Genomic DNA, 13,887 nt, shown 5'->3' with positions numbered 1-13,887 from the left:
TCACTTTACGAACTTTCTGCCATTCTTTATGTATATACCTTTGGGTAGATTCTCTATCGAAGTACCAACACATCGTCCATCCAAAAGGTATATATGGTCATCTGTCACAACCTTTTCTATCTTCGTAATACCTAATGCTTGTTTGCGCAAAACCTCCTTCAAGCCCTTAGTTACATCTATCTGACCATATCCATAGAGGTTATTAGGATAAGAAAGTGACATATCATAATGCGTACAAGTCTGCTTGAAGATGTCTATACAATCCGCTGGTGTCAACTTTGGATTAGCCTCTAACCATAGTGCGATAGCACCTGTAACAACTGGAGCAGACATTGATGTACCCGCATTCGCATTCCATGCATACGTGCGACCATTATACTCAAAGTGGCGGACATCACTCTTAATATCATTCTTAGCAGAGTCATCCTCCCTCGTTGGAGCACTAATATAGAACGAGCTATAAGCTGAGATTATATTCTGTCCAGGTGCCATAACATCTGGTTTCACTCGGTCATCAAAGGTCGGACCAACGGCTGAAAAAGGTGCACGAGCACCATGTTCACCATTATTATAAACCTTCTTCTCACCCAAATAGTTTATAAAACTTGTGCGATAGCCTGTCGCTCCAACAGATATGACACATGGTGCACTTGACGGCGAGAAGATACTATGTGTAAATTCACCAGCATTGAGACTTGGATCTAAAGAATTGGTTTGCAGGTCACCAGACATACGATAGAGTTCGATGTCTGCATCCCTCCCTACTAATTGTAAGGATACACTCGTACTCTGTCCTAAAGCGGTAGACTTAATGAGAAAGTCATAGGCTGTCTTTGTGTGGTTATAACTATTTGGATAGGCAAGAACCTTCCACAAATACTTCTTTCCATCAATAACAACAGAGTCTGTAAACAATGAGTCTCGGGCAGCACACACCTTTGTTGTAGGAATATCAAATACTTTCGGATCATTTGCCACATTATATATAGTAGTACGGAAGACAAATGGCTTTACCGATGTACACGTGACAGAAGCCGTATTCAGTTCGCCAACAAGAAAGGTTCCTGCCTTCTCCTGCCCAGCTGGCTTATGTATATAAGAACGCTTTACACCGTTATTCCCTGCTGAAGATACAATAATATGTCCTGGTCCTGTTAGTGACGAAAGTAATTCATAATATAATTGGTCATAACCATGAACATCCTGCGTGCTTCCTTCACTGAAGTTTATTACACATGGCTTACGCTGTTGGTCGGCATAATCGAAGATGTATTTAAAACCCAAAGCATCGGTCGCATAGGTGAATTTATAATAGTCTTTTGGTTCTATATACTTAACATTATCACCTGCAGCATTATCCACTAAGACCAAATCGGCATCGTAAGCAATACCGCGATAAGGCGATACCATGCCATTGCCCTCTGCTCCACTTCCTGCAGCTATGCCTGCTGTATGCGTTCCATGAGTCTCTGTCAAGCCATCAACGGGATGCCCAACTTGCAATAAAGCCTGCTCTCCCACATAGTCACGACCTACATAAAGTCCTGTGCCAACACTATCCTTTGACAACTGATCCCACATTGCCTTAATGCGATATCTGCTCATATCTGCAGAATAGAAAGTAGGATGTGTCAGATCGAAACCGATATCTTGTACACCCACAACAACGCCTTTACCCGTATAAGCCTGCGAGAAATCAACTCCTTGTTGAGCAGGCAGAGCATTAATCACGACCGCTGTTGTATCCATTTGAACACTACACCGTTTGCCCGATTCTATCTTAGTTACCTGCTTACAAAGCAACAATTCGCCTAGTCTATCAAGTGGAATAGCAGCTATACTAATGTCCCCGACACGTGCTAACTCACGACATCCATATCTATGCAAGACCTTCTCCGCATCTCCATTGATACGCACAAAGGCTGTCAATATACGCTGATCTCCAACAGAACGAGTGAGCCGTCTTGTTGTCAATTCATCCACCATTGCTTCTCGCACAAAGGGCGACATCTTATCAAAAGAGGGTCGCTGTGCTTCGAGTTTGCACACTGATAACAAAAGGATGAGGGATAAAAGAATCCTATACATTAATTTCTTATTTACGGGTTAATCTATTCGTGGCAATAATATCATCGCCATCTTCTTTATTCATGATTATTCACCTTGCAAAGGAACAAAAAATAAATGAGATAGGCAAAAGGTTTGTCTAATGATTCTTCTTATAGCTTTGTACAGCCCAACAACCCATGACAAGACCGATGCCAAGGAGTGCGAGAACCTGATGTAAGATACTCTTTAAGTTTCCACCACGAATGAACACAGTGCGCATCGCATCTATGAAGTAGCTTACTGGGTTGGCGTATGTAGTGAGATAAGCTGCAGCTGGCATTGAACGAGTAGGAGTAAAGAGCCCAGAGAGCAAGAGGAGTATCACAACAAAGAACCACATGACAAGTATGGCTTGCTGCATTGTGTCCGAGTAGTTGGATATTATCAAGCCGAAGGACGAAAAGAAGAGGGCTAACAACATCGCTAAGAGATAGATAAGAGCCACATTACCCACAGGAGTGATGTCGTATAAAGCCCATGACAACAGTAGACAAACAGTGATAACGAAGAAGGCTATCAGCCAATAAGGGATTAACTTTGCAAGTATAAACGTCCATTTATTTACTGGTGTCACATTGATCTGTTCGATTGTACCAGCCTCCTTCTCCCCGACAATATTCAGTGTTGGTAAAAAGCCTGTTATCATCATCATTATTATCGCAAATAGTGCGGGAATCATATAACACTTATAATTCAGATGTCTATTAAAGAGATAGAACGTAGAAACGTTCGTTTGCAACGCCTGCAAAGTAGGGACAGCATTGACCGTCACCATCTGTGAGAGGTAAACAGACCCTATCGATCCCTTCGTTCCATTAACGGCATTGGCAGCAATGAGCACTTGTGGTTTGTTGCCCAAGGTTAAGTCACGACTATAATGTTGTGGTATCACCACAACGATGTCAGCCTCAGAGTGTTCGATATCATTGAGTGCCGCAGTATAGGAAAGCTGTTGTCCGTGGAAAGAGAAGTAGTTATTAGCCTCAATCTCATGTACCAACTGTTGCGAAAGAGTAGACCTATCATTGTCTACTACATCAACGACAACATTCTTCACCTCCATATTCATGACCCAAGGCATGATACACATAATCATGACGGGGAACATAACAATGAGTCGGGGGAGGAATGGGTTGCGTCGAATCTGTGTGAACTCTTTTCGAAGAAGATATTTCAGTGTCATAATGAAATTACTCTAATCGTTTGTTAAACATGGCGAGCGATAGGCCGAGTAGGCCGATAAGCATACAAATTAAGACTATCATCTCGTGCATCACTTGTCTTACTCCCACCCCCATAATCATTAGTTTGCGCATAGCACTGGTATAGTAACGTGTCGGAATGATAGCCGAAACGTATTGCAACACCTTTGGCATCGACTCAATAGGGAAGATCATACCAGAAAGCATCACGATAGGCATGAGCAGTACCATTGCTGATAACAGCAAAGCAACTAACTGTGTTTTGGCAATGTTAGAGACGAGTAAGCCCAAAGAAAGGGCTAAGAGGATATAGATAGTAGAGATAACGAATATCCAGAACACCGACCCCTGCAAAGGAACACCGAGTAGGCTGTTTGCCATAAGTAGGATGACAATCAGGATGATGAAGGCAAGCACCAAGTAAGGAATAACCTTTGCGATGATGATAAGTATTGGACGAACGGGCGATACCAGCAGCACCTCCATTGTTCCCCGCTCTTTTTCGCGAACAATAGAGATAGAAGTCATCATGGCACACACCAACATCAACAGTGTTCCCATGATAGCAGGAACAAAGTTGTAAGCCGACTTCATTTGCGGGTTATACAGTAGTTTCGTATTTACTAAGCCATTATTCGGATTCGTAATGACGGCATTGGCGTATTGAGTCCATTGTTGCGCCATATTCGGGTCGGCACCATCTACAATGAATTGAAGGTCTAAATGTCCGCTGGCATAGTCCTTTCCGAAGACGATAGCCAAGTCGGCCTTTTGGTCTCGGATAGCTTGTTCAGCCTCTACGGGGGTAGCAACAAGCTGCGTTATCGTGAAATACTCCGATGCAGATAATCGGTCGACAGCCTGCTGAGTAACGTAATCAGTGTTACTCATCACTATCACCGTCCGTACATTCCGCACGTCATTCCTAACGGCATAACCAAAGAGAAGCATCATGATGATAGGCATTCCAAAGAGAATCAGCATTGTTCGTTTGTCTCGAACAATGTGTTTAGCTTCCTTGATGATGAATGATATAAATTGTTTCATTGTTTGTTGGTGTCTTTTATGCATGTTACCATGCTGTTCTAAGCGATTTTTTCAAAAGCTCCTAAGCTTTCCACGAAAAGCTCTTAAGCTTTTTCCAAAAAGCTCCTAAGCTTTCTAGAAATTGTTCGCGAACTCTTTCCAGATTGTTCGCGAACTCTTTCAAAATTGTTCGCGAACTCTTTTCAAATTGTTCGCGAACTCTTTGCGGATTGTTCGCGAACAATTTTCGGATTCTTCGCGAACAGTCTGTCGCGTCTTATGTGACTTAGTCCGAACCCCTCTTCGCCTGTCGAGCTAAATAAGTAAAAACCTGGTCAATATCGGGCTGATTAAACTTCTGCTTCAGTTCCGTGGGTGTTCCGAGGGCTTTAATCTTCCCATCAACCATGATGGAGATGCGGTCGCAATATTCTGCCTCGTCCATATAGTGAGTCGTAACAAAGACGGTTATACCTCTCTGGGCGGCATCATAGATTAATTCCCAGAACTGTCTTCGAGTAGCAGGATCAACTCCTCCAGTCGGCTCGTCAAGGAAGACGATACCAGGAGAATGGAAGATACTCACCGAGAAGGCCAACTTCTGTTTCCAACCTAAGGGCAGGCTTGACACTAAGGTGTCACGATGTTCCGAGAAGTTCAGGCGTTGAAGAAGAGCGTCGGTCTTGTGTTTAATCTCTTTATCGTCCATTCCGTAGATACCAGCAAACAGACGGATATTCTCTGCCACAGTAAGGTCTTCATAGAGAGAGAACCTCTGACTCATGTAGCCAATGTGCTTTTTTATCTGCTCATAGTCTGTCCGGATGTCGTATCCCACAACCCTTCCTGTCCCACTTGTGGGCTGGCTAAGTCCTGTGAGCATGTGCATAGCAGTTGTCTTACCTGCTCCGTTGGCTCCAAGAAAACCGAAGATTTCACCCTTTCTCACCGTGAAAGAGATATCGTCAACAGCATGGAAATTGCCGAAAGCCTTTACCAGATGTTCCACTTCAATTACGTTTTCTGTTGTGCTTCCCACCTTGTTTTTATCATGCTTATCAGCATGTTCAAGGTTTGGAGGACTAAATATGTCGCTAAATTCATGGAGTATCTTCTCTGGCGAACCAATACCTCTTATCTTGCCTTCCGATAGGAAAGCCACCCGTTCACAGCGTCTCACCTCATCAAGATAAGGGGTGGAGGCAACGATGGTTATCTCTCGCTTTTTCAGTAGGGAGAGTATGTCCCATAACTCCTTACGGCTAACAGGATCGACACCTGTTGTCGGCTCGTCCAAGAAGAGGACACTCGGCTTATGTACAAGAGCACAGCAGAGGGCTAACTTTTGCTTCATACCACCCGATAGTGCCCCAGCCTTGCGGTCTTTGAAGGGTTCTATCTGCGAATAGATAGCCTTGATAGCATCGTAGTTCTCCTCAACTGTGGTACCAAAGAGCGTTGCAAAGAAGTGGAGGTTCTCCTCTACTGTTAAGTCTTGATAGAGTGAGAACTTCCCAGGCATGTATCCAACCCGCTTTCTTACCTCCTTCATTTCTTGTATGACATCGTACCCCTCAACCCTCACGGAGCCTCCGTTAGGAAGAAGCAAAGAACAGAGAATGCGATAGAGTGATGTCTTACCTGCACCATCCGGACCGATAACACCGAAGAGCTCACCTTTCCTTACAGAAAAGCTGACGTCTTGTAATGCCTGTACTTTGCCGTATCGCTTAGATACTTGGTTTACTTCTATTGCGTTCATCAGCATTGTTAAAACTTCACTTCACCATACATACCTATCTTCACATAGCCATCGTTCGTGAATTGTATCTTAATGGCATACACCAAGTCGGCCCTTTCGTCGTCTGTAACAATGGTCTTTGGCGTAAACTCTGAACGGCTTGATATCCAGGTGACCACACCATTATAGGTTTTCTTCTGACCTTTCCCATAGTCGGCCATGACCTTTACCTTCTGTCCTATCTTCACACGTTTCAATTGCTCGGAGGTAACGTATGCACGAAGAAACATCCTCTTGGTGTCGGCAATCTTGAAGAGTGGCTTACCAACAGGGACATACTCTCCAGCCTCAACATACTTCTCCAAGACCGTTCCTGTAATTGGGCTTCGCACGAAGGTATGGGCTATTTGGTCGTCAAGTTGGGCTTGTTGCGTACGTACTCCAGCCTGTTGAGCATTGATGCCAGCCTGTTGTGCGTCTATACCCTCCATCTGTGCCGTAATCCCTTTGTTCTGTTCGGCCAAAGAAGTATTCTGACTGCTTATCTGTTCTTCTGTGGCAGCAAGTTGTTTCAGCAATACCTGTATCTGATAGTCTATGTCATCAACTTGCTTCCGAGCGACGGCTCCGTCTTGCAAAAGCTCTGCAAAGCGTTGACGTTCCCGTTGCTGGTTTGCAATCTGCTGTCGGATGGCTGCTACCTGCTTCTTCAAATCGAGTTGTTTGCTGCTCGTTGCCTGCTGATTAGCAGCCAACTGGCGTTTGTTAGCAGCTAATTGTCCGTGTGTGGCAGCGAGCTGTTCGTTGCTACTCGTCAGTTGTTCACGTTTCAAAGTGAGCTGTCGAGCATCAATCTGACCCACTGTCAAACCTCCGTTCAACACCTCTCCTTCACTTACATTGAAGTTCTCAAGCTGTCCAGTCGATTCTGCTGACACAGTCACTTCAGTAGCCTCAAATGTCCCCGTAGCGTCATAGTCTTTCTTGTCTTTCGCACATGATGCTATCATCAGAGCACCGAGGCTTATTAAAAGAAGCTTTTTCATATCTTTAGTTGTTTTATTCGTTGTTGGTGAACTTTAGGTTATACATCTCTTTGAGCATATCAATCTCGTGTATAGCTTGCTGTGACTTGGCTGCATTCTCATTGTTAATCTCTCTCAACAAACTATTTACATCAATAATACCATGAGCCAGTTTCGACTCAGCAGCCTTACGGATATGGGTGCGCAAGTCGATGATTTCGTCATCATTTTGTATCATTTTGCGGTACCTATTGATATTCTCTTTCTGTTGTATCTCGTCTATACTGTTATTGAACAAGAAGACTTCTCGTGCATTCTCTATTTGTTCTCGTTGTAGTCTGAGCCTTGCTTTATCATTCTTATGAGTATAGAGTGCACCGATGTTCCACGATAGTTTTACGCCCACGAAGCCGTTCAGACTCCATTTATGTTGCATCATATCCTCAAACATATTGAGTCCTGGATAACCATAAAAGCCTTGTGCAAAAAGCCCTAAGTGTGGCTTTAATCGTGCATCCAAGGCTTTCTCCTGGGCTTCAGAAAGGTGTAATTGATTGTCAAAGAGCCTCATCTCTGGTCGAGTATTCGCTGATACAGCTGCGTCAAGGGCTTGGGGTTTCTGCAGGTGGTTGACTTCAATACCACAGAAGACGCTTAGCATCCTACTTAACATCTGTTTCTGTGCTTTCAGACTCTCGTTAGCTTGTTCTGCACTAAGCCGTTCGGCCCGCACATTCTCATAGTTGCTTGTTGCTGCCGTACCTCCTTTCACCATGGCGGAGAGTTTCTGCTCGCTCGATTGTAGCAGTGCTTTGACATCGTCATTGAGCTTGATTTGTTCGTCAAGGAGCAAGAGTGAGAAATATAACTCATTGACCCTTCTTCGCACCTGATATAGGTTTACCTCATTCTCAGCCTCCTGTACCTTTCCTTCTTGGCTGGCTATCTTACGCTGACCACTGATAACGCCGCCATCATAAATAGGTTGCTGAACATCAATAGACAGTTTATATTGGTCTTTCCTAAGACCTTTCATCTTCAGTCCTACCTGCTGGAACATACTTTGCAGATGGTCAGGCCATGCAGCAACAGCACTCTGATAAGTAGCTTGGGCAGCTGCTGTCACCTGTGGCAACCATTCTTTCTGAATGTTCTTAACCGTTAAGTCGGTTGTCTTTGCTATCAAGTCATAACGCTTGATAATGGGATAGTGCTTCTCTGCCGCACGTTGGCACTCGTCTAATGTCTGTGCTTGTGCAACTGATGCCGAAGCTAATAATGCAAGAATTAGTATTTTCTTCTTCATATCTTATTCTATTGTTTCATAACCAATTAACATCTATGATGCTGACAAAGATAGTCTATTTGATGGAGTGGTTGGTTATTAAATACACAGAAAAGATGGTCAGATTGTACGATTTCTGGGCTTTCCTGCCTTTCATTCAGAGGATTAATACTAATTTTGTAATCGAATCATACAATAAGAACATATTATGGGAGAAGTCAAGACCATCAACCCTTTTTCGATGGATAATATCGATATTAACGAACTGTCGGAACAGATGGAACGAATCATGATGACGGATGATGTCGTGGTAGTTCTCAATGGGCACTTGCAGCACACACGCTTTCTTGAGGAAGGAAAGATCTATCAGATTATCGAACCTCGCCTCCTTCTTGCAATGCAGGGACAGGCTGATATTTGCATTAACTTGCAGGACTATCACCTTGAAAAAGGTTCTTTAATGCTGCTCCCCTCTGATACAATCATTGAACCTAAAGCTGTCTCAGATGATGCACGAGTAGTTGCTATTGTCTTCCGAGAGGGGATTAACTTTACTGATGAGGCTGTCCTCAATGCTTCACCAGCAGAGTGTGACCGCCTTTTACGTATGATTTATCTTACATGGGACATCCTTCAACTTAAACCTTATCGGCGAAAGACAGTTCAAAACCTACTCCAATCGATTGTTTCAGACGTACAATACATTAAGGAAATAGCCGAGGAAAGTGAGAAGCACGACCAAAGTACTCGTACACAAGACGTCTTTATGAAATTCAAACGATTGGTACACAAACATTGTATGAGCGAACGCTCTATTCCGTTCTATGCGTCACAATTGCATGTAACACCACATTATCTCTCGGCAATCATTAAGAAAGCTAGTGGGCAGAGTGTCATGTATTGGATTAATCGGGCTACTATCCAAGAGGCGAAACTACTATTGAAAACAAACAATGCGATGGGATATGAGATTGCTGATCAGTTGCATTTCCCTAGTGCATCAGCCTTCTCTAAATTCTTTAAGAGGGAAACAGGAATAACACCGAAGGCTTACCAAGAGGATATGAAGTGATTTCCTTTATCACTATCTGACGTATATAATAAAAAGGCTATGAATCAGAAGCCTGACTCGTAGCCTTTAATATATCTTGTATGAATCTCTCCTATAGGAAGAGGAAAGAGGATCGTTTACTTGTTAAGACCGCGGTTGTTCAATGTAACATTGAGGAGCTTTACATACTCGCGATACTGACTATTGTTCAAAACATAGTGCATATAAGAAAGATCCTTCTTGATGGCAGCATTTACTTTAGCCTCACGCTCAGAGCTATCAGATACAGCTGCATTCATCATCTCTGCCGAGAAAGTGCGGTTAATATCCTCTACTACATCTACCTGATCCTGGTTTAGATTAAGAGCACGGCTCAATGCATATGTGCTGAGATTGAACTTGTATGCGTTGGTTGTTGCTGTGTTGTTATCGTTCTCACCTGCTGCAAAAGCCATTGTCATACTCATTACTGCTACTACTGTCAATACAATCTTCTTCATATTCATTTTCCTTTCTTTAGTCAAAGGCGTCATTAATGATGCCTCTTGTTATCTTTAAATTTGTAGTTTTATCTTGTTTACGATTGCAAAGTTAGTAGGTTTTTGGCATATACAATGATTGTTCAACACATTTTCGCGGTTTTCTCTTATATTTTTGACACATATCAAGGGGTTTGATATATATCAGTAACAATATCATGCTTTCGACTATCTTTTCCGTTACAAACCATATTCTAAAGGACTGCAAATCGAAAAATCAGTAACTAAGAAAGCGCTATCTCGTTTAAAATAACTATCTTTGCATACCCTTTACAACATATTATATATAAAGAAAAAACGATAATGAAGGAAAATACACATCGATTCATCGCGATCAAGTATGAGTTAAATAGCGTAGAAAATGGAGCTGAACACTTCATTGAAAAGACTGAGGAACAAAAGCCAATGCAGTTCTATACGGGTTGTGACATGGCTTTGCCAGCCTTTGAAGAAGAGATAGTTAAGCACGAAACTGGTGCTAACTTTGAGTTCTCACTTACTAAGGAGCAAGCTTACGGGGAGCATGATGCAAACAGCGTGTTGGCTCTTGACAAGGAAACTTTCAGTGTGAATGGTGAGTTCGACGCAAAGAATATCTATAAGGATGCGATTGTTCCATTGCAAAACGAGCAGGGGCAACGCTTCTTGGGTAAGGTGCTTGAGGTATCAGATGATAAGGTTACGATTGATTTAAACCATCCGCTCGCTGGCAAAGATTTGATGTTTCGCGGACAGGTTATCGAAAATCGCGAGGCAAGCGAGGCTGAAGTTAAGGACTTCCTCGACCGCATGAACCAGCATCATTGTGGATGTGGTGGTGGCTGCGGAGGCAACTGTAGCGATGGAGACAGCTGTAGTTGTGGGGGCGAATGTGGTGATGGCTGCAACTGTGGCAACTGATTATGAACACGTTTGGTAAGCTCTTTACACTAACAACCTTCGGCGAGAGTCATGGTGTGGCTGTCGGTGGCGTGGTAGATGGAATGCCACCTGGTATTCCTATCGACATCGACTTCATACAACAAGAACTGGCTCGAAGAAGACCAGGACAAAGTAGGATTACGACTGACAGGAAGGAACTTGATCAGGTGGAACTACTGAGTGGTGTATTCGAAGGAAAGTCTACTGGCACCCCTATTGGCTTCATCGTAAGGAATAGGAATCAGCAGTCAAAAGACTACGATAGCATCGCCAATCTCTTTAGACCATCTCATGCCGATTACACCTATTATAATAAGTATGGCATTCGAGACTATCGAGGAGGAGGTCGCGCATCGGCTCGCATCACTCTTTCACGTGTCGTTGCTGGTGCGTTGGCAAAGTTAGTTCTGAAGCAGAAGGGTATTAGTATAACGGCTTACACTAGTCAGGTGGGCAATATAACGCTTGACAAAGACTATCAAAAATATGATTTCTCGCTCATTGAAAGCAACCCCGTGCGCTGTCCAGAACCAAAGAAAGCGAAGGAGATGGAGGCACTCATTGCTGAAATGAAGCGTGAGGGCGATACGATTGGAGGCGTAATTACTTGTGTTATTAAGGGGTGCCCTGCCGGATTGGGAGAGCCTGAATTCGATAAGCTACACGCCCAACTGGGAGCTGCAATGCTTAGTATCAATGCAGCGAAAGGGTTCGAGTATGGAGAGGGCTTTGCGAGTGCCTCTTATCGAGGAAGCCAACAGAACGATGTATTCATCCCCTCTTCTGACAAGCAACAAACGCATGATATCAAAACAAAAACGAATCATAGCGGAGGAATACAAGGTGGTATAAGCAATGGAGAAGATATCTATTTCCGTGTTGCTTTCAAGCCTGTTGCCACTTTATTGATGGAACAAGAGACAGTCAATAAAGAGGGGGAAGCAACGAAGATAGACGTTCATGGGCGTCATGATCCATGTGTTCTGCCACGTGCCGTACCTATTGTTGAAGCTATGGCAGCCATGACAATACTTGATGCCCTGCTTGTTGACAACGCCAAACGAATATAAGCTACACACGTCGTGGACGTAAGAATACGAAAAAGAGGATGCTGTAACCATTCTTATTGATGGTTGGCATCCTCTTCTTTTATGCTCTTTTCAAGGCGAGCAAACGCTCCCCTATCCTACTCCTATTCGTCCTTATACCAAGAGAAGAGACTTTGTTGAAAGGAAAAATAGACTATTTTTTATTCGCTTATAAACTATTATGTGGAAACTTTTAGATTATTTTCTCAATCAGAACCATGTCTTTTCAAACTTACATGAGCTTCTTCTCTAGCATAGACAACGCTCTCTTGATTGATTAGCTACCAAGCCCTTTTACTATTCCAAGGTCTTCACAAACTCGCTCAAGGCTTTTCCACCATCTAAAGATGGAGCAAACTCACTTAAAACGTGTAGTTGCCTCTCTCCTATCATCGCCTTTAAATCCTTACAAGTATTCAATACGCAGACATCACCAGCTAATCCGCAGACATCAATCTGATCGATGTGATGATCAACAAGGAGCTCTAAAAGATGTCTTGCCGACCTTTTATTCTGCAGAATGGAATATTCCTCTCGATTAATGGTATCGCCTTTATAAAGCATTTGAAAACCATCAATAGTCTCGTTAAGAGCTACTAACAACGATTGCCATAAGGATGCTCCAGCTGAATGTTGGACGCAATGACGAGGCCATTGACCGCCTTCTGGCACAAAAGAACTATGGTGATAAGGATGCCAATCGGAGGTTACCACTTTCACAGAATAGTCCTCCCCATGCGCACAAACATACTCTGCTAGTGCATCCATAGCCTCTGCTGCACCTGGTACAGGCAATGTCCCTGTGATGAAATCGACCTGCGGATCGACTATCAAAAGCATTTTCTTCATAATATCATTTTATATTTAATTATTGTATTCAGCTTTTTATTCAATACAGTTGATTATCTCCGTGACCGACTTACAACCGTGTTTATCCAACCAATCATTTATGCCATTACGCACCTTGAGGGTCACTTGTGGATCAATAAAGTTGGCTGTTCCGATTTGAATAGCAGTCGCCCCAGCCATGAGAAACTCGATAGCATCTTCTGCAGTTGATATACCACCTAGACCGATAACAGGTATCTTTACCGCCTTTGCCACATCATTAACCATGCGCACAGCAACGGGTTTTATGGCTGGACCACTTAGTCCACCAGTACGGATACTCAGCTTAGAACAACGGCGTTCAATGTCTATTGCCATTCCCATAAGGGTGTTAATCAACGATACGGAATCGGCTCCTTCATCCTCACAAGCACGTGCTATACTGGCTATATCGGTCACATTAGGTGACAACTTCACGATCATTGTCTTGTGATAATGCTGTCGGACGGCTTTCACAACAGTGGCTGCACCAGAGCAAGAAACGCCGAATGCCATGCCACCTTCCCTCACATTGGGACAGGAAATATTGACTTCTATTGCAGGAATAGCGTCTAATTCATCCAGTCTGGCAGCTGTCTCAGCATACGATTCAGGCGAGTTTCCACTCACATTAACAATCATATTCGTGTCAATATCCCGTATCTGTGGATAGATATGATCGATGAAGTAGTCCACTCCTTTATTCTGTAGACCAACGCAATTAAGCATTCCTTGATGTGTTTCAACCATGCGCGGATAGTCATTCCCCTCGCGTGGTTTGAGCGTAGTACCCTTTACGATAATCCCTCCAAGCTCTTCCAATGGGACGAAATCAGCAAACTCAAGACCATAGCCAAATGTTCCGCTGGCGGTCATTACAGGGTTCTTTAGATGTAAGTTACCTATATTTACATTTAAATCTGCCATAGATTCATCATTTAATTTTACATATTTAGCTTATTCCTCATAGATAACCACACCTTCTACTAGGCTTATTCTCATTCTTAGGCTTATAAGTCTTCAGGTGTTGTTA

The 13,887-nt window shown here is 43.3% G+C and carries 12 protein-coding genes; 3 read left to right on the top strand and 9 right to left on the bottom strand.

Annotation, left to right across the window (positions count from 1 at the left end; all coding sequences use genetic code 11):
• From J5A55_RS02250 to J5A55_RS02225, 6 genes are all read right to left on the bottom strand, one after another.
• On the bottom strand, positions 1 to 2,088 hold the full coding sequence (locus tag J5A55_RS02250) for a S8 family serine peptidase (RefSeq protein WP_004382561.1): 2,088 nt from the start codon (positions 2,086 to 2,088) through the stop codon (positions 1 to 3).
• 118 nt (positions 2,089 to 2,206) lie between these two features.
• Positions 2,207 to 3,292, bottom strand: coding sequence for an ABC transporter permease (locus J5A55_RS02245; RefSeq protein ID WP_004382560.1), 1,086 nt, complete (start codon positions 3,290 to 3,292; stop codon positions 2,207 to 2,209).
• Positions 3,293 to 3,299: 7 nt separating this feature from the next.
• Positions 3,300 to 4,358, bottom strand: a complete 1,059-nt coding sequence (locus tag J5A55_RS02240) for an ABC transporter permease (RefSeq protein ID WP_039851122.1) — start codon at positions 4,356 to 4,358, stop codon at positions 3,300 to 3,302.
• 265 nt (positions 4,359 to 4,623) lie between these two features.
• The gene (locus tag J5A55_RS02235) at positions 4,624 to 6,099 is read right to left on the bottom strand and encodes an ATP-binding cassette domain-containing protein (RefSeq protein ID WP_039851120.1); all 1,476 of its coding nucleotides are present in this window, start codon (positions 6,097 to 6,099) and stop codon (positions 4,624 to 4,626) included.
• An 8-nt stretch (positions 6,100 to 6,107) separates the two neighbouring features.
• The gene (locus tag J5A55_RS02230; protein WP_004382557.1) at positions 6,108 to 7,124 is read right to left on the bottom strand and encodes an HlyD family secretion protein; all 1,017 of its coding nucleotides are present in this window, start codon (positions 7,122 to 7,124) and stop codon (positions 6,108 to 6,110) included.
• 13 nt (positions 7,125 to 7,137) lie between these two features.
• Positions 7,138 to 8,409 (bottom strand): TolC family protein, encoded by a 1,272-nt coding sequence (locus tag J5A55_RS02225; protein WP_004382556.1) that lies wholly within the window; start codon positions 8,407 to 8,409, stop codon positions 7,138 to 7,140.
• 187 nt (positions 8,410 to 8,596) lie between these two features.
• On the opposite strand from J5A55_RS02225, the gene J5A55_RS02220 reads away from it, so the two are divergent.
• A complete protein-coding gene (locus J5A55_RS02220; RefSeq protein WP_004382554.1) occupies positions 8,597 to 9,460 on the top strand; it encodes a helix-turn-helix domain-containing protein in 864 nt (287 codons plus the stop codon).
• Positions 9,461 to 9,576: 116 nt separating this feature from the next.
• Here the strand turns inward: J5A55_RS02220 and J5A55_RS02215 are convergent, their stop codons facing one another.
• Entirely contained in the window at positions 9,577 to 9,945 is a 369-nt protein-coding gene (locus J5A55_RS02215; RefSeq protein WP_009434823.1) for a hypothetical protein, read from the bottom strand.
• A gap of 336 nt (positions 9,946 to 10,281) precedes the next feature.
• On the opposite strand from J5A55_RS02215, the gene J5A55_RS02210 reads away from it, so the two are divergent.
• Positions 10,282 to 10,878 (top strand): FKBP-type peptidyl-prolyl cis-trans isomerase, encoded by a 597-nt coding sequence (locus J5A55_RS02210; protein ID WP_004382551.1) that lies wholly within the window; start codon positions 10,282 to 10,284, stop codon positions 10,876 to 10,878.
• Positions 10,879 to 10,880: 2 nt separating this feature from the next.
• Positions 10,881 to 11,969, top strand: coding sequence for a chorismate synthase (aroC, locus tag J5A55_RS02205; protein ID WP_004382550.1), 1,089 nt, complete (start codon positions 10,881 to 10,883; stop codon positions 11,967 to 11,969).
• A gap of 315 nt (positions 11,970 to 12,284) precedes the next feature.
• Here aroC and J5A55_RS02200 read toward each other — a convergent pair whose 3' ends face one another.
• Together J5A55_RS02200 and J5A55_RS02195 are read right to left on the bottom strand one after the other, a co-directional pair.
• Complete coding sequence (locus J5A55_RS02200) at positions 12,285 to 12,836, bottom strand: isochorismatase family protein (protein WP_004382548.1); 552 nt, start codon at positions 12,834 to 12,836, stop codon at positions 12,285 to 12,287.
• Positions 12,837 to 12,872: 36 nt separating this feature from the next.
• Positions 12,873 to 13,781: a dihydroorotate dehydrogenase gene (locus J5A55_RS02195; RefSeq protein ID WP_004382547.1), complete on the bottom strand. Its 909-nt coding sequence runs from the start codon at positions 13,779 to 13,781 to the stop codon at positions 12,873 to 12,875.
• Between the last annotated feature and the right edge of the window lie 106 nt (positions 13,782 to 13,887).

This window comes from Prevotella veroralis (assembly GCF_018127765.1).
GTDB lineage: Bacteria > Bacteroidota > Bacteroidia > Bacteroidales > Bacteroidaceae > Prevotella > Prevotella veroralis.
This window is presented reverse-complemented; position numbering and strand designations above follow the sequence as displayed.